Source organism: Halomonas sp. IOP_14 (assembly GCF_021021315.1).
Classification (GTDB): Bacteria; Pseudomonadota; Gammaproteobacteria; order Pseudomonadales; family Halomonadaceae; genus Vreelandella; species Vreelandella titanicae.
On the sequence record NZ_JAINWD010000002.1, the window covers coordinates 310,355 to 331,919 of the forward strand.

At 55.6% G+C, this 21,565-nt stretch carries 20 protein-coding genes; all 20 read left to right on the plus strand.

The window, feature by feature from the left end; all coding sequences use genetic code 11:
* The first annotated feature begins 59 nt into the window (after window positions 1–59).
* The 20 genes from K7H09_RS03015 to K7H09_RS03110 all read left to right on the plus strand — a co-directional run bounded on the left by K7H09_RS03015 (window position 60) and on the right by K7H09_RS03110 (window position 21,473).
* Window positions 60–1,571 (plus strand): sugar ABC transporter ATP-binding protein, encoded by a 1,512-nt coding sequence (locus tag K7H09_RS03015; RefSeq protein ID WP_230803491.1) that lies wholly within the window; start codon window positions 60–62, stop codon window positions 1,569–1,571.
* Complete coding sequence (locus tag K7H09_RS03020) at window positions 1,564–2,589, plus strand: ABC transporter permease (protein WP_230803494.1); 1,026 nt, start codon at window positions 1,564–1,566, stop codon at window positions 2,587–2,589. Before K7H09_RS03015 ends, K7H09_RS03020 begins: the two co-directional genes overlap by 8 nt.
* A 128-nt stretch (window positions 2,590–2,717) precedes the next feature.
* Window positions 2,718–3,683 carry an ABC transporter substrate-binding protein gene (locus K7H09_RS03025; protein ID WP_230803504.1) on the plus strand — a complete coding sequence of 322 codons (966 nt, stop codon included), beginning with the start codon at window positions 2,718–2,720 and terminating at the stop codon, window positions 3,681–3,683.
* A gap of 100 nt (window positions 3,684–3,783) precedes the next feature.
* Window positions 3,784–4,839 carry a sugar phosphate isomerase/epimerase family protein gene (locus K7H09_RS03030; protein WP_230803506.1) on the plus strand — a complete coding sequence of 352 codons (1,056 nt, stop codon included), beginning with the start codon at window positions 3,784–3,786 and terminating at the stop codon, window positions 4,837–4,839.
* A 22-nt stretch (window positions 4,840–4,861) separates the two neighbouring features.
* Window positions 4,862–6,025 carry a Gfo/Idh/MocA family protein gene (locus K7H09_RS03035; protein WP_027956951.1) on the plus strand — a complete coding sequence of 388 codons (1,164 nt, stop codon included), beginning with the start codon at window positions 4,862–4,864 and terminating at the stop codon, window positions 6,023–6,025.
* Window positions 6,026–6,068: 43 nt separating this feature from the next.
* Window positions 6,069–6,839: an SDR family NAD(P)-dependent oxidoreductase gene (locus K7H09_RS03040; RefSeq protein WP_230803508.1), complete on the plus strand. Its 771-nt coding sequence runs from the start codon at window positions 6,069–6,071 to the stop codon at window positions 6,837–6,839.
* A gap of 44 nt (window positions 6,840–6,883) precedes the next feature.
* A complete protein-coding gene (locus K7H09_RS03045; protein ID WP_230803510.1) occupies window positions 6,884–8,173 on the plus strand; it encodes an ABC transporter substrate-binding protein in 1,290 nt (429 codons plus the stop codon).
* 66 nt (window positions 8,174–8,239) lie between these two features.
* A complete protein-coding gene (locus K7H09_RS03050) occupies window positions 8,240–9,172 on the plus strand; it encodes a carbohydrate ABC transporter permease (RefSeq protein ID WP_009287517.1) in 933 nt (310 codons plus the stop codon).
* Complete coding sequence (locus K7H09_RS03055) at window positions 9,169–9,996, plus strand: carbohydrate ABC transporter permease (protein WP_008959441.1); 828 nt, start codon at window positions 9,169–9,171, stop codon at window positions 9,994–9,996. The genes K7H09_RS03050 and K7H09_RS03055 overlap by 4 nt, the downstream gene beginning before the upstream one ends.
* Before the next feature lie 13 nt (window positions 9,997–10,009).
* The gene (locus K7H09_RS03060) at window positions 10,010–11,626 is read left to right on the plus strand and encodes a glycoside hydrolase family 43 protein (RefSeq protein ID WP_230803512.1); all 1,617 of its coding nucleotides are present in this window, start codon (window positions 10,010–10,012) and stop codon (window positions 11,624–11,626) included.
* 4 nt (window positions 11,627–11,630) lie between these two features.
* Window positions 11,631–12,686 (plus strand): ABC transporter ATP-binding protein, encoded by a 1,056-nt coding sequence (locus K7H09_RS03065; RefSeq protein WP_159177357.1) that lies wholly within the window; start codon window positions 11,631–11,633, stop codon window positions 12,684–12,686.
* 68 nt (window positions 12,687–12,754) lie between these two features.
* Window positions 12,755–14,161, plus strand: a complete 1,407-nt coding sequence (locus K7H09_RS03070) for a sugar porter family MFS transporter (protein ID WP_009287519.1) — start codon at window positions 12,755–12,757, stop codon at window positions 14,159–14,161.
* 291 nt (window positions 14,162–14,452) lie between these two features.
* Window positions 14,453–14,752, plus strand: coding sequence for a hypothetical protein (locus K7H09_RS03075; RefSeq protein WP_442908113.1), 300 nt, complete (start codon window positions 14,453–14,455; stop codon window positions 14,750–14,752).
* 187 nt (window positions 14,753–14,939) lie between these two features.
* A complete protein-coding gene (locus tag K7H09_RS03080) occupies window positions 14,940–16,064 on the plus strand; it encodes a heparan-alpha-glucosaminide N-acetyltransferase domain-containing protein (protein WP_230803515.1) in 1,125 nt (374 codons plus the stop codon).
* Between the two features lie 29 nt (window positions 16,065–16,093).
* Window positions 16,094–17,239, plus strand: a complete 1,146-nt coding sequence (locus K7H09_RS03085; RefSeq protein ID WP_230803517.1) for a serine hydrolase — start codon at window positions 16,094–16,096, stop codon at window positions 17,237–17,239.
* A 49-nt stretch (window positions 17,240–17,288) separates the two neighbouring features.
* Window positions 17,289–17,567 (plus strand): peptidylprolyl isomerase, encoded by a 279-nt coding sequence (locus K7H09_RS03090; protein ID WP_007112840.1) that lies wholly within the window; start codon window positions 17,289–17,291, stop codon window positions 17,565–17,567.
* Window positions 17,568–17,650: 83 nt separating this feature from the next.
* A complete protein-coding gene (locus tag K7H09_RS03095) occupies window positions 17,651–18,586 on the plus strand; it encodes an ABC transporter ATP-binding protein (protein WP_230803518.1) in 936 nt (311 codons plus the stop codon).
* The gene (locus K7H09_RS03100; RefSeq protein ID WP_133733238.1) at window positions 18,583–19,344 is read left to right on the plus strand and encodes an ABC transporter permease; all 762 of its coding nucleotides are present in this window, start codon (window positions 18,583–18,585) and stop codon (window positions 19,342–19,344) included. Before K7H09_RS03095 ends, K7H09_RS03100 begins: the two co-directional genes overlap by 4 nt.
* A gap of 35 nt (window positions 19,345–19,379) precedes the next feature.
* Window positions 19,380–20,393 carry a nucleoid-associated protein gene (locus K7H09_RS03105; RefSeq protein ID WP_230803520.1) on the plus strand — a complete coding sequence of 338 codons (1,014 nt, stop codon included), beginning with the start codon at window positions 19,380–19,382 and terminating at the stop codon, window positions 20,391–20,393.
* 117 nt (window positions 20,394–20,510) lie between these two features.
* A complete protein-coding gene (locus K7H09_RS03110; RefSeq protein ID WP_022521956.1) occupies window positions 20,511–21,473 on the plus strand; it encodes a hypothetical protein in 963 nt (320 codons plus the stop codon).
* The last annotated feature ends 92 nt before the right edge of the window (window positions 21,474–21,565 follow it).

The window sequence follows — 21,565 nt, forward strand, 5'->3', positions numbered from 1 at the left end:
AATCAATCGATGTTGATAAGCCCCCAACACAATAACAACAGACTTCATCAGGTGGCCTCATGCTGTTATCAGCGCGCAAACTCTGCCGCTCGTTTGGCGAAAACCAAGTGTTATTCGACGTTGATCTCGACCTGCAGGCGGGCGAAGTGCACGCCTTGCTGGGTGAGAACGGCGCCGGTAAATCGACCCTGGTAAAAATCCTGGCCGGTTACCTTCGCCCCACCTCCGGTGAGGTCCTGGTGGACGGCAGCCAACGGCACTATCGCTCCAGCGGTGAGGCAGAGGCCGACGGCGTGGTGATGATTCACCAGGAGTTGGCACTGGCGGAACAGCTCAGCGTAGAGGAGAACATCTTCTTGGGCCGCGAACTGCGCCGTGGAGTGTTTCTGGATCGACGAGCCATGCGGGAACGCAGCCGGACGGCACTGTTGGAGCTCGAAACCGACGTTGATCCACGCGCTCGAGTGAAAGACCTTAGCACCTCTGATCAGCAGATGGTGGAGATCGCCAAGGCGATCACCCGGGATGTGCGCGTGCTGATTATGGACGAGCCCACCGCCACACTGACGGAAAACGAAGTATCGGTGCTATTCGCACTCATCGACCGTTTGCGCCAACGTGGTGTGGCGATTCTATATATCTCCCACAAACTGCGTGAAATTGAGCAGATTGCCGACCGCGTGACGGTATTGCGCGACGGCCATTTGGTCGATAGCGGCTCCATGACTGGACGCAGCAAGGAAGAGTTGGCACGGCTGATGGTGGGGCGTGAGATCACTGAAATGTACCCACCGCGTACGCATCTCCCCTCCGATGCGCCGGTGGTGCTGGAAGCGCGGGATATGGTGGTGCCCGGGGCCGTTAAACAGGCCAGCTTTACCCTGCGCCAGGGGGAAGTGTTGGGGTTTGGTGGCATCGTGGGCGCCGGACGCACTGCGCTGATCGAAGCGGTGCTGGGCCTACGCGGCAAAAGTGCAGGCCAAGTGCTGCGCAACGGCCAGCCGGTGGTGTTGCGCCACCTGCGCGATGCGGTGCACCAACGAATTGCTTATCTCACCGAGGATCGCAAGGGCAAAGGCTTGGTGCTCAATATGGATCTGCGCTCCAACGTTACGTTGCTCAATTTACGCGCTCACTGCCATCCGCTTATTGACCGCCGCCGTGAAGAGCAGGCCTTTCAACAGGCCATCCAGCGCTTTGATATCCGCCTGCGGACGGCAGCGCGCACCGCTGCCGAACTCTCCGGCGGTAACCAGCAGAAGCTGCTGCTCGCCAAGGTGATGTCCATTGCCCCTGAAGTCGTGATTATCAACGAACCGACCCGGGGCATCGATGTGGGAACCAAGCACCAGATCTATCACTTTATCCATGAATTAACCGAGGCGGGCTGCTCGGTGATATTGATCTCTTCAGAAATGGGCGAGCTGATCGGCCTTTCTCACCGGGTGGCAGTAATGTGCGCCGGAGTACTCACCGGGGTGCTTGAAGGCGAGCAAATTAACGAACATGAAATCATGCAGTACGCATCCGGCATTAAAGGAGTAGAGGTCGATGAGCAGCGTCATGGCTAATAACAAAACGACTAATAAAGCAGCTAACAAAATGATCAAGCAAAAAGGCTTCGCCATAGACCTGAAAACCTGGGGGCCCTTTGTAGCGCTGGTGGTTCTGGCGCTACTGGGTGTGCTGATTAATCCGGCTTTTTTGGGGCTGGATAATCTCTCGAACATGCTCACCCGCAGTGCCTTTATCGGCATTATTGCCATCGGCGCCACCTTCGTGATTACCGCCGGCGGGTTGGATCTTTCGGTAGGGGCAATGGCGGCCTTTATTGCCGGGGTGATGATTATTCTGATGAACAGCCTCGTCGAGCAGTTCGGTGCCGGCGTCACCACCGTGCTACTAGGTGTCGGTGCCTCGCTGCTGCTGGGGCTGTGCGCTGGCTTTATCAACGGCATGGTGACCACCAAAGGCAAGATCGAAGCCTTTATCGTCACCCTTGGCACTATGGGGATTTACCGCTCGTTGGTCACTTACCTCGCCGATGGCGGCACCCTGACATTGGACTGGGCGGTGCGCGATATCTATCGCCCGGTGTATTACGGCAGCTTCCTGGGCATCACCATTCCGGTGTGGGTATTTCTGGCGGTCGCCATTATTGGCTACATCCTGCTCAACTACACGCGCTTTGGGCGCTACTGCTTTGCCATCGGCTCCAATGAAAAAGTGGCCGAATACAGCGCTATTCACGTCGATCGCATCAAAACTATGACCTACATGCTGCAGGGTGTGTGCGTGGCCTTGGCGACAATTATCTATGTGCCCCGGCTGGGCTCTGCATCGGGTGCCACCGGGGTACTCTGGGAGCTGGAGGCGATTGCCGCGGTGATCATCGGCGGCACCATGCTCAAGGGCGGGCATGGGCGTATCTGGGGCACGGTGGTGGGCGCCATCATGCTCACCATGATTGGCAATATTCTCAACTTGACCGATGCCATTTCTAACTATCTCAACGGGACGGTGCAGGGGATCATCATCATTGTGGCGGTCTACCTGCAGCGTGCCTCGTGGAGAAAAGCAGCGCCTTAAGGCACTGAAACGAATGTAAAAACCAGGAAAAACGTTCGCAACATCAACCCTTAGCAGCTCGCAACGCAGCAAGTAAAAACAGCAAGTAAAAACAGCAAAACAATTACAAACACGAAAGGAGCATCACTATGCGAACCATCAAGACAGCAGTGAAGGTCTGCGTCACTACTGCAGCACTCACTTCAGCAATAGGGCTCTCCGGCGCCGCGGTTGCCCAGGAGTACACCATCGGTGTCTCCATTCCCGCCGCCACCCATGGTTGGACGGGGGGCGTTAACTACCATGCCGAAGAGGCCAAAAAACGCCTTGAGGCGCTCTATCCTGACATTGAGATCACCATCTCCACAGCAGGCACGGCGGGAGAGCAGGCCAATGATCTAGAAGACTTGGTGTCGCTGCGCAACATCGATGCGCTGGTGGTGCTGCCGTTTGAGTCTGGGCCACTGACCGATCCGGTGCGCCGGGTTAAAGAGTCTGGGGTGTTCGTCACCGTGGTAGATCGAGGCCTGACGGAAGAGGGGATCCAGGATCTCTATGTAGCGGGGAATAACCATGAACTAGGCCGCGTGTCCGGCGAGTACATCCGCGAGCGCCTTGATGATCAGGGCGACATTGTGGTGCTGCGCGGTATTCCCACGGTGATCGACGATGAGCGGGTGCAGGGCTTCCAGGAAGCGATCGAAGGCTCCGAGGTCAACATCCTCGATATGCAGCATGCCAACTGGAACCGTGATGATGGCTTTGAAGTGATGCAGGACTACCTATCGCGCTTCGACAATATCGACGCCGTCTGGGCCCAGGATGACGATATCGCGCTAGGGGTAATTGAAGCAGTGCGCCAAGCGGATCGTGAAGACGAGCTGTTTATCGTCGGCGGGGCGGGCATGAAGGACATTATTAAACGGGTGATGGATGGTGATGAGCTGGTGCCGGTGGACGTGTTGTATCCACCTGCCATGATCGCCACCGCCATGGACCTGACCGTACAGCACTTTGTCTCCAATGGCCCGGTGTTGGGTGAGTACATTCTAGGCTCGCCGCTGATTACCCAGGAGAATGCCGAGCAGTACTACTTCCCCGATTCGCCGTTCTGACCGCGTATTGATTGCGTAGTGATTAATAGGCGCGGGTAAAAGCACCACTCCTTCCCGCGCCTACCCAAGCACTTAATCCAAACGATATTGAGAGAGTCCTATGAAAACAATCAAAGGGCCAGCGCTCTTTCTCGCCCAGTTCGCCGGTGATGAAGCCCCCTTTAATAGCCTCGACAGCATTGCTGCTTGGGCGGCGGGGCTTGGGTATCAGGGCGTGCAGATTCCCAGCTGGGATGCACGCATGATCGATCTCAAACGTGCTGCCGAGAGCAGCACCTACTGCGATGAGATCAAAGGCACACTGGCCGAACACGGCTTGGCGCTCACCGAACTCTCCACCCATCTTCAGGGCCAGTTGGTCGCCGTGCATCCCGTTTATGACGAGATGTTCGACGGCTTCGCGGTACCCGAGGTTCGCGGTAATCCCAAGGCACGCCAGGCCTGGGCCGTTGAGCAGTTAAAGCTGGCTGCCAAGGCATCGCAAAACCTGGGACTCACCGACCACGGCACCTTTTCCGGGTCGTTGGCGTGGCCGTTCATCTATCCCTGGCCCCAGCGTCCGGCGGGTTTGGTCGAAACCGCTTTTGACGAACTGGCGAATCGCTGGCGGCCGATTCTGGATGCATTTGATGAAGCGGGCGTGAACCTCTGCTACGAGATTCATCCCGGCGAAGACCTGCACGACGGCATCACCTTTGAGATGTTCCTTGAGCGGGTCGGTAACCACCCCCGCTGCCACATCCTTTACGATCCCAGCCACCTGATCCTGCAGCAGCTCGACTACCGCGGCTTTCTGGACGTGTATCGTGACCATATTCAGATGTTTCACGTTAAGGACGCCGAGTTTAACCCCAGCCCCAAGCAGGGCGTTTATTCCGGCTATCAGTCATGGACAGAGCGCGCGGGGCGCTTTCGCTCCCTGGGCGATGGCCAAATCGACTTCAAGTCGATCTTTTCCTGGATGGCGGCCAACGACTATCACGGCTGGGCGGTGCTGGAGTGGGAGTGCTGCTTGAAGCATCCGGAAGTCGGCGCCCGTGAAGGCGCAGCCTTTATTCGCGACCACATTATTGAGGTCACCGAGCGGGCGTTTGATGACTTCGCTGACGGCGGCTCCGACGAGGCCGCCAATCGCCGCATTTTGGGTCTTAATTAACCAAAGGGGAGGGCAATACGACATGAGCAATCAACACGACACGCCGCGTCGGCTGCGCCTGGGCATGGTCGGCGGTGGCCAAGGAGCGTTTATCGGCGGGGTGCACCGCATCGCCGCGCGGTTGGATGACCATTTCGAACTGGTTGCCGGGGCCTTTGCCTCTGACCCTGATCGCAGCCGGGCCGCCGCCGCGGAGCTGCACGTTGACGCCGAACGCGCTTACCCCGACTACCAGACCATGGCCGAAGCGGAGCAGCAGCGGCCGGATGGCATCGATGTGGTCGCCATTGTGACCCCCAACCATGTTCACTTCGACGTAGCGCGCACCTTTTTAGAAGCGGGTTTTCACGTCATCTGCGACAAGCCGATGACGATCACCCTGGACGAGGCGCAAACCCTCGCCGAGCTGGTGGAACGGACGGGGCTGTTCTTCGGTTTAACCCATAACTACTCCGGCTACTCGCTGGTACGCCAGGCGCGTGAAATGGTCGCCAACGGTGAGCTGGGTGACCTTCGCGTCGTCCAGGTGGAGTACCCGCAAGATTGGCTCTCCACCCGCCTGGAAGAGAGCGGCGTCAAGCAAGCTGAGTGGCGCACCGATCCCAAACGCAGCGGCCCGGCAGGTTGTTTGGGTGATATCGGCACTCACGCCTACCACCTGGCGCGCTATGTGACCGGCCTGCAACTGGAGTCACTCGCCGCCGATATGCACACCTTTGTCGAAGGGCGAGCGTTGGATGACAACGTACATATGCTGCTGCGCTTCAAGGGCGGCGCGCGGGGCATGCTGTGGTCTAGCCAAGTCGCGCCGGGCAACGAAAACGGTCTGCAGCTCCGCGTTTATGGCAGCAAGGGTGGCCTTGCCTGGCGCCAGGAAACGCCCAATCAGCTAGTGCATTCGCCACTGGGAGAGCCGCCACGGATATTGACCCGCAACGGCCCAGGCCTGGGCGAAGCGGCCATGGCGGCTGCACGCATTCCACCGGGGCATCCGGAAGGCTATCTCGAAGCCTTTGCCCAGCTCTATCGCGATTTCGCTGTGCAAATTCACGCCCATCAACGGGGTGAGCGCGCTGAGGCGCTGGCGTTGCAAACCCCGGGAGTCGCCGACGGTGTCGATGGCCTTACGTTTATTACCCGCGCGCTGGCCTCGTCCGCTGCCGGTGGGCAGTGGGTGGATATTTAAAACGCGGTTAAAGCACGCCTAAAAGAAAGAGGTGGGAAACAATATGAATCAACACTCAGCGCGCTATACAAGCCTTGAACAGCGTGTGGTCTTTATTACCGGCGGCGGCAGCGGCATTGGCGCCTCGCTTACCCGAGCCTTTCATCTTCAGGGCGCGCGGGTGGTGTTTGTCGATATTAACGATGAGGCCAGCGAGGCGTTGGTCGAAGAGCTCCGCGTCGAGACCGGCGAGGCACCGCACTACCACCACTGCGACATCCGCGATGTGGCCAGCCTACAGCAGGTTATCGCCGAGACCGGCCAGGATCTCGGGCCAATCCATACCCTGGTCAACAATGCTGCCAGCGATGATCGTCACGCCTGGCAGGATGTGGATGTTGCTTATTGGGATGAACGTATGTCGCTCAACCTGCGGCCGATGTTCTTTGCTGCCCAGGCAGCGGCTGAGCAGATGATGCAAGCGGGCGGTGGCTCGATCATTAATTTTGGCTCGGTCAGCGTGCAGATGGCGTTAGGCGGTTTGCCCGCTTATGTGACTGCCAAAGCGGCCGTGCACGGTTTGACCCGCAGCCTGGCCCGGGAGTTGGGCGAGCACAATATTCGCGTTAATACACTGGTGCCCGGCTCGGTGATGACCGAGCGGCAGCTCGAAAAGTGGATTAGCCCCGGCGACGAAGTCGCCATTCAACAACGCCAGTGCCTAAAAATGCGCCTTGAACCCCAGCATATCGCCCCCGCGGTGCTGTTTTTAGCCAGTGCCGAAAGCCAGGCCATCACCGCTCAGGAGTTGGCGGTAGACGCGGGCTGGGCTTGATGGATGATTCAACAGCAAGCTTTAAAGTACATTAGGAGAATTTCATGCACGTATCTAACAAATACAACGTGCCCTGTTCACGCCCTCGTCACTTAGCGCTGGTTGTTGCCGCTGTTGCTGCTTTGGGGTCAGTAACCGCAGCCGCCGATACCACGGTGACGGTGCTAAGGATTGAAAGCAGTAGCGCTGAAAAACGCTACTACGAGGAAGTGGTTGCCGCCTATGAGGCGGAGCACCCCGACGTTAATGTCGAGTTCGAATACCTTGCCAACGAGGCGTACAAAACGCGCCTGCCCACCATGCTGCAGTCCAGCCAGCGCCCGGATATCTATTACACCTGGGGCGGTGAGGGGTTGCGCGATCAGGTGGATGCGGGGTTTGTCCGCGACCTGAGCGAGCCGATGCGCGATGGCTGGCAGGATATCTACCCCGCGTCTGCGGTGCGCGCCTTTACCCTGGATGATCGTGTCTATGGCGCACCGCTCTACGCCACGGTGGTGGGTATCTGGGCGAACACTGCCCTGACAGAAACGGCGGGAGTTAATGCGCAAGCGATCAAGACCTGGGAGGATTTTGAAAACGCCGTGATAGCGCTGCGGGAAGAGGGCATAACACCGTTGGTGGTCGGTGGTCAGGATGGCTGGCCGCTGCACTTTTATTGGGGCTCTTTAGTCACCCGCCTTGCCGGTGGCGACGGCATTGAAGCGGCCAAAAGCGGTGATAACGGCGGCTTTAATGGCGAACCCTTTGTGCGAGCAGGCGAGATGCTGCAGTCGCTTGTTGATCTTGATCCTTTTCAGTCCGGCTTTATGGCCACTTCCTACGAGCGCGCCAGCGGGATGTTTGGCGATGGTGAGGCCGCTTTCCACGTGATGGGTGACTGGGATTATCTTCCTTCCAAGCAGCGCTCAGTCAGTGGCGAGGGAGTCCCGGATGACAACTTATTGTTTATTCCTTTCCCAGAAATCGCTGGTGGTGAGGGCAACGCACAGAGTTTTGGTGGCATGAATGGATTTGCTGTCACCCGTGACGCCCCCGATGAGGCGGTCGACTTCCTGCGTTTTCTGCTCAATGCAGAAAATCAGCGTAAAGCCGCCGCGACAGGCATCTTTGTGCCGGTTGCCGAGGGCTCAGCTGAAGCCCTTGAAACTCCCTATGCCCGCCGTGTCGCTGAAATTCTCGATGAATCCGACTTCCACCAAGTGTTCCTGGATCAAGCGCTGGGAACGTCCGTAGGCGCGACGATTAACGATATTAGCGGCGACCTCGCGCAAGGCGTTATTACTCCGGAAGAGGCCACAGCGCGGGTCGAAGAAGCCTGGCAGTTTAGATGATCCACCCGCTAAAAGAGCACGCGCGTTAACGCCCGTGCTCATCCATGCTCTGCCTCGGAGTTTGCCATGACCACGCTTGACCGAACCGCCGTGCCGCGGAGAGGGAATGCTGACCGGGTGAAGAAAGGCTTGGTGAGCGGTAAATTCACCGCGCTATTGATCCTGCTTCCACCGGCGTTAATCCTTTTTTCGCTGTTCGTCATTCTGCCACTAGCGGATGCCGTCTATTACAGCGGTTTCTCCTGGAATGGCTACGGTGCGCCCAGTGACTTTGTCGGCTCGCAAAATTATCAGCGCCTGCTTGATCACTCGGTGTTTCATACCGCGCTGTGGAATACCGCCAAACTGATACTGGTATCACTACTGATTCAGATGCCCCTGGCACTGGGGTTAGCACTGTTGGTGTACCGTAAAACGCCCACCAATACTCTGTTTAGGCTGGTGTTTTTCCTGCCCTACATCTTGGCGGAAGTGGCCGCGGGGCTCATCTGGAGCTTTGTTTTTGACGGCGACTACGGCATTACCAGTTCGCTGTTGCATGCCATGGGCCAGGAGTCGGTATATGTACTGGCCGACCACCAGTGGGCGTTTCCGGCGATTATGACCGTGATCGTTTGGAAGTACTTTGGTTTCCATATGATGATCTACATTGCCGCCCTGCAGGGCGTTCCCAAGGATCTGGTTGAAGCCGCCAAGCTTGAAGGGGCTAAACCCCGCCAAGTGGCGCTTTTTGTACAAATCCCGCTGATTAAGCATGCCATCGTGGTGAGTGGTTTCTTTGCCATTATCGGTTCGCTACAGATTTTCGACATTATTATCCCGATGACCAACGGCGGCCCCTCTAACTCGACTCATACCATCGTTACCTACCTGTACAGCTTCGGTCTCTCACGGCTCAATATTGGCTTTGGTAGCGCCGCTGCGGTTGTGCTGTTTGTGCTCGCTATCGGAATTGCCTTCTTCTACCAACGTACCACTGGCAAGGGGAGTAAGGCATGAAAAGTATCACTACCCGTAACACCCTGCGCGTGATCATTCTGATCGTGGTGGCGAGCGTGGTGATCGGCCCCCTGTTAGCGGCGTTCTTCGGTGGCTTTAAGGGCAATTCTGAGCTGCGCACCAATCCGCTGTGGCTGCCCGATAGTTGGGATGCCGGCAATTACATCGGCATCCTTCTGGACGGCAATTTCTGGCGCTATTTGGGTAACTCTTTCTTCATCTCGTTAATGACGGTGTTTTTAACCCTGGTGGTGGGGGCCGCAGCGGCTTATGTGTTTTCGCAGATCCGCTTCTTCGGCGCCAAGATGATCCTCTCCTATCTGCTGCTCGGCCTGATGTTTCCCTTTGCGGCGGCCATTCTGCCGCTGTTTATCAAGGTGCGGGATTTGGGCCTGCTGGATACCTATTGGGCGGTGATTCTGCCCCAGACAGCGTTTGGTTTGTCGTTAGCCATCCTGCTCTTTAAGGCTTTCTTCGACCAACTACCCAAAGAGCTTTTTGAAGCGGCCTACGTCGATGGGTGTAGCTATTTACGCTTCTTCTGGTCGTTCACACTGCCGCTCTCGACCCCCATTCTGGCTACGGTGGGCGTGTTTGTCTTTGTGCAGAGCTGGAACAACTTCCTACTGCCGCTAGTGGTGCTCAACGACCGCTCTATCTATACCTGGCCACTGGGCATGATGCAGTTCCAAGGGGAGTACCTTACCCAGTGGAACATGATTCTGGCCTTCGTGACCTTGACCATCATTCCGGCGGTTATCTTCTTTCTCGCCGCCCAGAAGTACATCGTGGCTGGCCTGACCGGCGGCTCGGTTAAGGGATAAAGGAGGATCCATAATGAACGATGTTATTCATAACCCGATTCTGGCCGGGTTCAATCCTGACCCCTCTATTTGTCGGGTAGGCGACGACTACTACTTGGCCACATCGACCTTTGAGTGGTACCCAGGCGTTCAGATTCATCACTCCCGCGATTTGGCTAACTGGACGCTGGTCACACGGCCCTTGAGCCGTGCCAGCCAACTAGATATGCGCGGCAATCCGGACTCATGCGGCATCTGGGCGCCCTGCTTAAGCTACGCCGACGGGCTGTTCTGGCTGGTTTATACCGACATGAAACGTTATGAGGGGAACTTCAAGGATGGACATAATTACGTGGTGACAGCGCCGCGTATCGAGGGGCCCTGGAGCGATCCGGTCTACCTGAATTCAAGTGGCTTTGACCCTTCACTGTTTCACGATTCCGATGGCCGAAAGTGGTTGATCAACCTGCAGTGGGATTATCGCCAGCGCGAAGGGCGGGATCGTTTCGGCGGAATAGTGCTGCAACAGTACGATCCTGAGCAACGCCGCTTGGTGGGCGATATCACCAATATTTTCGCCGGTACCGAAATGAAGCTTACAGAAGGTTCGCATCTCTACTGGCGCGATGGTTGGTACCACCTCTTGGTGGCCGAGGGCGGCACGGGTTACCAGCATGCGGTGACCATGGCGCGTTCCAAAACGCTGACAGGCCCTTACGAGGTACATCCCAACAATCCACTTCTGACGAGTCGAGATGATCCTGAAAACTCGCTACAGCGGGCTGGCCATGCAGACTTGGTCGACTCCCCTGAAGGTGACACTTATCTGGTGCATTTATGCAGTAGACCTCTGACAGGCACCCGGCTATCGCCGATGGGGCGCGAGACCGCTATTCAGCGCGTGGAGTGGGGCGAAGATGGCTGGCTACGGCTCGCTGATGAGGGCAATGTACCAGCGTTAGAGGTGACGATGAGTGGGGTGACGCAGAAGCTGCCTGCTCATGCAGAGCACTACGATTTCAAATCAGCAACGCTGCCCGAGGCGTTTCAGTGGCTGCGTACCCCCTATCCGGAACGGCTGTTTTCGCTCACTGAACGGCCTGGCTACTTACGTCTTTTTGGCCGTGAATCGGTAGGTTCCTGGTTTGAGCAGGCGCTAGTGGCGCGCCGTCAGGACAGCATCCACTGCAGTGCCGAAACGACACTCACCTTTGAACCCGAGGATATTCAGCAGTTTGCCGGGCTTATCGCCTACTACAACCGCTTCAAGTTCCATTATTTAGCGGTGACCTTGAACGATGCAGGCGACAAGGTGCTTAGCATTATCAGTTGCCTGGATGATTGGCCGAACGGCAACTTGAGTATCGCCGAACAAGGCATCCGCATTGAACCTGATGCCACGATTCGGCTTGGGCTGGATATCCACGCCCGGGAACTGCGCTTTCGCTATGCCCAGGGAGGTCAGCCCTGGCAATCGATTGGGCCAGCATTAGATGCTGGCCTGCTTTCCGACGAAGGCAGTGGTCGTGCCCACGGCTATTTCACCGGCAATTTTCTAGGCATGGCCGCCCACGACATTAGTGGACGCGGCACCCCCGCCGATTTCCAGGCGTTTTGCTATCGCCGTGCCCCTCTTTCAGAGACGAGATAAGCTCATGGCTGAAGTAACACTACGCGATATTGAAAAGACGTTTCATGGCAAAACCACGGTAATCCCTGATTTAAATCTGCATATCGAAGATGGCTCTTTCACCGTGCTGGTTGGGCCTTCTGGCTGCGGAAAATCCACCTTGCTGCGTATGATTGCAGGCCTGGAGACCGTGACTCAGGGCACGATCACTATCGGCGGCGAAGACGTTACCACCGCCGAGCCGAGTGACCGGGACATTGCCATGGTCTTTCAGTCTTACGCGCTTTATCCGCACATGACGGTCGCCCGCAATATCGACTTCGGCATGCGGCTGGCAAAAGTGCCCACCGAAGAGCGAGAAGCCAAAGTGGCCGAGGCCGCGCGCTTGCTCAATCTTGAGGATCTGCTCGAGCGTAAACCCGCGGAGTTATCCGGTGGGCAGCGCCAGCGGGTGGCCATAGGGCGCGCCATTGTGCGCAGCCCCGGTGTATTTCTCTTCGACGAGCCGCTCTCTAATCTGGACGCTTCGTTACGCAACCGCATGCGGGTCGAGTTGGCCGAACTGCATCAACGGCTCGAGACCACCATGGTGTATGTCACCCACGATCAGGTCGAGGCGATGACCCTGGCCGACTGCATTGTGGTAATGAACGCTGGGCAGATTGAGCAAATGGGCAAGCCCATGGCGCTTTATCAACGCCCCGAAACGCTGTTTGTAGCTGGTTTTATTGGCTCGCCGAAAATGAATTTGATCGAAGGTGAACTAGCGGCGGCTTACGGTGCCACCACTCTAGGCATACGGCCCGAGCATCTAGAGGTGAGCCGCGAGAAGGGCGAGTGGAAAGGACGTGTGCGATTCATCGAGAAGCTGGGTGCTGACTCTTTCGCCTATATAGATAGCGAGCAGACCGGCCCGCTCACCGTCCGTCTCTCTGGCGATGTCGATCTTAGCCATGGCGATACGCTTTTTATCACTCCCCAGCAGGCCCAACTCCACGCGTTTGATGCCGATGGAAAGCGGTTGCCTGATGGCGCGTTGCAGCAACCTTCAACCCGTCACGAAAGCTCCCTATATCACTGACGATTTTCAATTTTTCCAACTACCAATACGCAAAACAACGCTCAATAACAAATCCAAGGAGCTAGACAATGACAACACAAAGAACGCTAAGCCGCTCATCGTATATCTTGGTGATCTGTTGTATTGCCGCCATCGGCGGTTTCCTGTTTGGTTTCGACAGTGGCGTGATCAACGGCACTGTGGATGGCCTACAGGCCTCTTTTAACTCCGATAGCGCAGGCACGGGCTTTAATGTGGCGTCGATGCTACTGGGCTGCGCGATCGGTGCTTTCTTTGCGGGTCGCCTGGCGGATCGCTTTGGCCGCCGTACGTTGTTGATCGTGGCTGCTGTGTTCTTCCTGATTAGTGCCTGGGGCTCCGGCGTTGCCGGTAGTTCTATGGAGTTTGTGATATATCGCATTCTCGGTGGGCTTGCCGTAGGCGCCGCCAGTGTCATGACCCCGGCTTATATCAGTGAGGTAGCACCATCGGCCTACCGAGGACGCTTAGCTACTATTCAACAGGTGGCGATTATTTCTGGCCTTTTTATGGCATTTTTGAGTAATTATGTCTTGGCCTATGTAGCGGGCTCGGCCATGTCAGAACTATGGTTTGGCTTCGCGACCTGGCGTTGGATGTTCTGGATTGAACTGATACCGGCTGCCGTTTTCCTGGTGGCATTGCTGTTTATTCCTGAAAGCCCGCGCTACCTGATCAGCACCGGTAAGCAGGGCGAAGCCCGCCGTGTGCTTGGGTTAGTAATGCCTGAGCGTGATGTCAGCAGCAAAATTGATGAAATTAATACCACTCTGGATCAAGATCACAAGCCACGGTTGAAAGATGTGATCAACCGTTCCACGGGCAAGATACATGGCATCGTCTGGGTGGGTATTGGCTTGGCGGTTTTCCAGCAGTTGGTGGGCATTAACGTCGTTTTCTACTATGGCGCAGTGCTATGGCAGTCAGTGGGTTTCTCCGAAGGCGATGCGCTACTCATCAATGTGATCTCTGGCGCCGTGAGTATTGGTGCCTGCCTGCTCGCCATTGCGCTGATCGACAAAATTGGACGCAAACCGCTGCTTTGGGGTGGTTCGGTTGGCATGGCGGGGACACTGGCGTGCCTCTCCTATGCGTTTTCTACAGCGACGATGGTGGATGGCAGCCTACAGTTATCGAGTGATATGGGCGTATTTGCGCTGCTGTGCGCCAACCTTTATGTGCTGTTTTTTAACGCCTCGTGGGGGCCGGTGATGTGGGTCATGCTGGGTGAAATGTTCCCCAATCAAATGCGCGGCTCGGGGCTGGCGATTGCCGGTCTTTTCCAATGGCTAGCCAACTTCGGCATCACCATGACCTTCCCTATCATGCTGGCATCTATTGGCTTGTTTGGGGCCTACGGGTTTTATGCGATCAGTGCCGTTGCCTCTGTCTTCTTTGTTATCTACTTCGTCAAAGAGACGCGCGGGAAAGAGCTCGAAGAAATGGCTTACGAGTAAGTCACTTTCACTTTGTTGCCCCGATTGCATGATTAACCGGGGATCATGTGTCTATTTTAAACAGTATAAGGCTAGTTTTTATTAATAAAATCAAAGGGTTGGTGTGTGTTTAAAACATATAAGCAATTGTTTAACAATGCTTTTTGTTAACTATTGGCACAGGCTGGCACGTGCACTGCAATGCAGTAGGTAAGAGTGGAACAGGTAGGACGATCTGACGCTCTTACTCATTAAACCCAGTGCGATGCTCGCACAGATGTTTAAGTAGCAACGTTTGATAGGAGCAGTATCATGATGAAGACGGAATCTCTCAAGAAACTTGGCATCCTAGGTGTATCATTTGGCCTGTTGGCCAGCCCACTTGCGTTTGCTCAAGTGGACAGCAGTGACGAGTACGAAGAACCGACCCCGCAAGAAGAAACGACGCAGGATGATCAAGGTACCTACAACAGCTACGACACTGAGCAAGATAAAGGTTCGGATGTAGGCACTGAGTATGAAGAGGAAGAGCAAGAATTCACTTACGAAGAAGAGGAAGAGGAGCAAGAAGTATCCGCCACCGATGAAGAGGAGGATGATTCCGGCTGGTAATTGCAATCTTTAAGGAATAACTTTTCTCGGGCTCAAGGATGAGTCGAAGGATGCCCCGCCAACTGCGGGGCATCTTTGTATGTGGCCGTTAACAGTATCAACCAAAGCGCACGATATAATTTCGCGCTAAGGTGTTAAGCATCGGCGCGCTTAACAATTTGAGAACGCTACCCACAAGGATGTCTCGATGCCCCTGAACTGGTCGCCCTTAAAATGGACAGACAAGCCCCAACTGCCCAAGGCCGAGGGCCGCATAGCGGCGATTGACCTAGCCCGTGGTATAGCCATCGGCTTGATGATTATTAGCCATTCAGTCAGTGGGTTAGTCGGCATTCGCAATGTACCCGATTGGGGGATGGTGCCGGTTCATTTTCTGACTAAATTCTCCTCTTCGCTGTTTATTGTGGTGTTTGGCATTGCCCTGGCGGTGGCGTTTCTTTCCCACACTCAAAGCGATGACTGGCCTAAGCGCCGGTTAAAGCTATGGCTGCGCGCTGTAGAAGTGTGGTTCTGGTACAAAGCGCTCCTTGTCATTGAGATGTTGCCGTTCTACTCGCCCAGCGAGATCGTCGATGCGTTGCTCTATGGCCGATTTGCCATTTGGGTCGAAATCTTAGGCTTCTACGCCATAGCGCTGCTTTGGGTACCGTTGATTCTGCCGCTCTGGGCGCGGGCGCCGCTCTGGAGTCGGCTTGCCACCATTGGCGCATTAACAGCACTGACTATTTGGCTGCAAAGCCTTACGTTTGGCGGCAACGATATTCTGAAGGCGCTGCTGGTAGATCATGAAGACCATTACACCTGGGGGCAGATCAGTCGCGCGCCGTTGATTTTGGTGGGCCTACTCATCGGCGAAGCGTTGCTGCGCTGCTACTTCGACTCCGCCAAACGGCGCCGCTTAGTACTCACTCTGTTGAGCCTGGGTACGATGATGGTGGCGGGGTTTTATGCGTTGGCGTTTATCAGTGGCGATGTGCATGCGGCGATGCTGGCGGTGGCCAACAATGTCGGCAAACACCCGCCAGGGCTTGAGTTTATGCTGTTTAGCTTGGGTGGTGCACTAGTGCTGTTAGCCCTCGCTTTAGCCGGTGGCGCCAAAGCCGCGAAGGCACTTTTGCCGCTGACGATGGTCGGTTCAGATGCCCTTAAAGCGTTTATTTTCCATATTGTGATGATCTTTTTAGTGCTGCGCTTTTTGTGGGAAGGCGAGGGAATGTACACCTATCCACAGGCGCTTGGCGTAGGCGGGCTGTTAATACTTGGCGCTGCGGGGTGGATTTGGTTGACCCGTTGGATGGCTAACCACCGCTAAAAGCGATTAATAACTGCTGGAGTTATGATTTGCGACACTGGATACAACGTGGGCTGGTGGCAGTAGCGCTGATTATAGCGCTCCCTGCTCATGCAGATGAGTACGATACAAATTGGTACGATGCTCATTGGTACTATGAAGTCGATAAAAAGAGCGCCTGGCAGGGCGATTTAACCGCGCGCTTGAAGGCTATCGAAGACATCTTTGAGGGGCAGCTGGGCGTTTATGTACAAAACCTCGCCAGTGGTGAAGCGTTTTCATGGCGCGCCGATGACTCTTGGTATTTAGCCTCGCTGATTAAAATACCGGTGGCAGCGCAGGTGCTTGCAGAGCGACAGATAGGTACGCTGACGTTGGATGATCGGTTAACGCTTGCGCGTAGTGACTTTGTCGATGGCGCGGGCCCCACTAATTGGCACGACCCTGGCACGCCTATCTCTATCCGTTACTTGATGGAGCAGATGATTACCGTCAGCGATAACACCGCCACCGATATGCTGATTGACCGCGTGGGGCTGGCGGTAGTTAACGCACGCGCCCGTGCGATGATTGCCGCAAGCGGTGGTAACCCTGATGAGATAGGCCCTATCTCTAAACTGGTCGGCGTACGCCAAGGCGTTTACGGTGAACTCCACCCTGACGCTCGGGAGCTTGGCGGGATGGATTTTATCGCCCTGCGTCAGCACTCGGTGAGTCAGCGCGGGCAGGCGTTAGCCCGCGTGCTAGGCGTTAGCACTGATACCTTCACCCAGCCTGATTACGACCATGCGTTTGATGCTTACGAAGCCAGTGGTGAAAATGTGGGCACCCTAAGCGCCTTTGGCGACCTGCTCGCCAGCCTGCACCCTGTTCAACAGGGCAGTGCCATGAATGATTTAAATGACGAGCAGCGGCAAACGCTGTTGGCGGTTATGCAGCGAACCCGTTCCGGCAAACAGCGTCTTAAGGCGGGTATGGGAAGCGGTATAAGCTTCGCCCATAAAACCGGCACTCAGCAGCGGCGTAGCTGCGATGCCGGTATAGCCGAGCGCACTAACGCGGATACTGCAACACAAGGGCCCTGGGTGATTGTCACCTGTACTCGCGGGCCAGAGTCGGTAAGCGATCACGAACACGCCTTGGCCCGTGTGGGCGAAGCATTGCGTTATAGCGGAGCCCTGGGTAAGCCGTGGTAAACTACCGCCCCGAATGACCCCTCAGAACATCATTAGTTAGGAGTAACCTATGACACGCGCCAGCGCCCGCCACATTTTGGTCAGCAGTGAAGAGCAGTGCCTAGCACTGAAAGAAGAAATTCAAAATGGCCGCGACTTTGCTGAAGTCGCTAAAGAGCACTCCAGTTGCCCCTCTAGTCGTCAAGGTGGTGATCTCGGTAGTTTTGGCCCCGGCCAGATGGTACCCGAGTTCGATAAGGTTGTTTTCAACGACGAAGTAGGCCAAGTACACGGCCCAGTGAAAACCCAGTTTGGTTACCATCTACTGGAAATTACCGAACGCACTTAACTTTTCCTAACCAAACGCTCTTAATTGCGCCTATAAGGCCGTCAAGCGTTGCGGTCATTCGACCGCAACGTGAGGAGTACGCCTTGAACGACCCGATTATTACTATTAACGGCCTGAACAAAACCTACGAGGGTGGCTTTCAGGCGTTAACCCATATCGATTTAACCATCCAGCGCGGCGAGATATTTGCCCTGCTTGGCCCCAATGGGGCAGGTAAAACCACGTTGATTAGCGTGGTCTGCGGCTTGGTTAATCCCACCGCTGGTCATGTGCTGGTAGATGGGTACGATAATATTACTCAATACCGTCAAGCCCGTGAGCGTATTGGGCTAGTGCCCCAAGAGCTGACCAACGAAGCGTTTGAAACTGTCTGGAACACCGTCAGTTTCAGTCGTGGTCTGTTTGGCAAAGCGCCCAATCCAGCGCATATCGAAAAAGTGCTTAAGTCGCTGGCGCTTTGGGATAAGCGCAACAACCGCTTGATGACACTCTCGGGTGGTATGAAGCGCCGTGTGCTAATCGCCAAAGCGCTTTCCCACGAGCCGCGCATACTGTTTTTGGATGAGCCCACCGCAGGGGTCGACGTTGAACTGCGCCGGGATATGTGGGAAGTGGTGCGCCAGCTACGCGATAACGGCGTGACGATTATTTTGACGACCCACTACATCGAAGAAGCCGAAGAGATGGCCGACCGCATCGGCGTTATCAATCGCGGTGAGCTGGTGCTGGTGGAAGAAAAAGCTGCGTTAATGAGCAAACTGGGTAGCAAACAGCTAACCCTGAACCTGCACAGCCCGCTGACAGAGATACCTGCAAACCTGCAGCGCTTTGAGCTAAGCCTGGCCGCTGAAGGGCATGAGCTGATCTATACCTACGACGGTAGCCAGGAAGAGGATGGTCACGCGATTTCGGAGCTATTGACCGCACTTGAGCGAGAGGGTGTCACCTTTAAAGATCTGAATACTCGGCAAAGCTCGCTTGAAGATATTTTTGTTGATTTGGTTAAGGAGCGAGCATGAACCTGCATCCCGTTCGCGCTATTTATATGGCGGAAATGGCGCGTACGCGCCGCACGTTGCTGCAAAGCATCGTCTCGCCGGTCATCTCCACGTCGCTCTATTTTGTGGTGTTTGGTGCCGCGATCGGCTCACGCATCAGCGAGGTCAACGGCGTTAGTTACGGCGCTTTTATTGTACCGGGTCTGATTATGTTGATGCTGTTGACCCAAAGCGTCTCAAACGCCTCTTTCGGCATCTTCTTTCCGAAGTTTTCTGGCAGTATTTACGAGCTGCTGTCGGCGCCTATCTCGCATTTAGAAATTGTGATCGGTTACGTGGGGGCGGCAGCCTCGAAATCGATTCTGCTGGGGCTGATTATTTTGGCTACCTCGGGCTTGTTTGTACCGCTGGAAATCGCCCATCCGTTCTGGATGCTGACGTTTCTGGTGCTAACCGCAGTCACTTTTAGTCTGCTGGGTTTTATCATCGGTATTTGGGCCGATGGTTTTGACCGGCTACAGCTGGTGCCTCTGCTTGTGATTACCCCGCTGACCTTTTTGGGTGGCAGCTTCTACTCCATTGATATGCTGCCGCCGTTTTGGCAAACCATTACCCTGGCAAACCCCGTGGTGTATCTGGTGAGCGGCTTTCGCTGGAGCTTTTACGGTATCAGCGATGTAAGCCTTGCCGCGAGTGTGGGCATGATTGCCCTCTTTCTCGCGGCCTGCCTGGTCGCCATTGGCTGGATTTTCCGTACCGGTTACCGCCTCAAACCCTGACTCTTTTTTTAAACACTGGAAGCTATTAGACCTTTATGCCACTACTGCAAAGTATTGTGCACCGCCTCGATCCGACGCTTGACGGTGAGCGCCTAACCCTAACCGCTGCGCCTCAATCAGAGCAGGCAGCGCCCAGTGACGACTCAGTGATGGCGACCCTGGTGGGTGCGCTCAATGACACCTACAACACCAAGCCCAAAGGCTGGGGGCGCTTTGCCGAAGAGGGTGAACAGGCAGGGCCGCTTGCCATGTGGTTGCGCGACTATTTGGCGGGCGATAAAAGCTTTGCTGAGCTTTCTGTTGAACTGGCTGAACGGCTCGCCAAGCAGCTTCAGGAGCAGTTGTCAGTAAGTGGTTACTTAGTGTTCAGCCACCAGCGCCAGGGTGATACTGAAACGCTGCTGATGGCATTGGTGCACCAGCGCGAAGGGATTGGCATTAATGATGACCACCACGCGGTGCCTGCTGCCCAGCTCAACACCAGCCAGCTTACCCTGGCGGCGCGTATCAACCTTACCCAATGGCAGAGCGAGGCACCGAATGCCCAGTATGTCTCGTTCCTCAAAGATCGCGGCGGTAAAAAACTCGCTGAGGATTTGGTCACATTGCTGGGTATGGAAGAGGGCGTCGATGCCCCGGCCGAAACCCGCACGCTGCTGAAAGCGTTTAGCGACTACGTCGAGAAAGAGGATTACGACGACGAGGTGAGCCGAGAAAAAACCGACACGCTGGTGGACTACGCCAATGAACAGCTTCGCCGTGGCGAGCCAATGACCTTGGAAGAGCTTTCTGGGCTGGTGGACGAACAGCAGCCGAAAGCCTTTTACGACCATATTCGCAACGCCGATTACGGGCTCTCGCCGGAGATCCCTCCCGATAAGCGCACCTTGAGCCAGTTCCGCCGCTTTACCGGCCGAGCGGGTGGCGTTTCGATTAGCTTTGATTCGCACCTGCTGGGCTCAAGTATCGAGTATGACGCCACTCAGGATCGCCTGATTATCAAGCAAGTGCCCAAGCAGTTAAGAGAGCAGCTTACCAAGAAGGATTGAGGTAAGGGCATCTAGTCAGTAGAGCTCTTTTTTTGTTGATGTGCAGATAGCATGAAGGGGTATCGCGCTAGCTAGGCGCCACTGTGCTAGCATTTGAGTAGTGGAATAGGAGTTTGCATGAGCGAAGCGGATACCTCCCAGCCTGCTGACCACGACAGTCCTTGGAAAATGGCGCTTGATGGGTACTGCCAAGAATTTTTGGATCTGCTGTTCCCAGCCATTCATGAACAAGTGGATTGGTCGAAAGGCTTTAGCTTTCTCGATAAGGAGTTACAGCAGATCACAGCGGGTGCCAACAGTGGCAGGCGTTACGCCGATAAGCTGATCAAGGTCTATGCACAGGACGGCAGCGAGACTTGGGTTCTGATCCATGTTGAGGTGCAGGGGGAGCCGGAGGAGGCTTTTTCTGAGCGAATGTACACCTATCAGTACCGGCTACGTGACCGCTACGGGGTGGATGTGGTGAGCTTGGCGGTGTTGGCAGATATCCGCGATAGCTTCCGGCCCACCACTTTTCGCTATCAGCGCTGGGGATGCGAGCTGACCTTTACCTTCCCCACGGCTAAACTGATGGATTGGGAAGCAAACTGGACGAAGCTCGAAGCAAGCGATAACGTCTTTGCGCTGGTGGTCATGGCCCAGATCTACGCTAAGCGATTGAAGGACGGTGCAACGCGTAAGGATGTCAAGATTGCTCTCATTCGGCTGCTGTATGAACGAGGCTACAGCCGTGAACAGATTGTGCGGTTGTTCAATATCATCGACTGGATGCTCCAGCTGCCGAGAGCTCTGGAGTCTGAGTTTGTCCAGGCGGTTTACGCCATACAGGAGGAAAAACACATGCCTTATGTCAACACTGTTGAGCGCTTTGAGCGAGAAAAAGAGCGTCAAGAAGGGCGTCAAGAAGGGCGTCATGAAGGAGTGGAAGGTACGTTACGTAAGCAAATCGCCTTGAAGTTTGGTGAGATGCCCGATTGGGCAGATCAGCGCCTGACATTGGCTTCAGACACGCAGCTAGACGAGTGGGTAGTACAGATTCTGACGGCAGATAGCTTGGAAACTCTGCTTCATAAGCAATAACCTGCTAGTCAGTATCCTCACTTATCGCACTAAAGAGGGCAGCCCCTGAGGCTGCCCTATGTGTAGTGCGCCAGGCATGGCGCGCAGCGCCT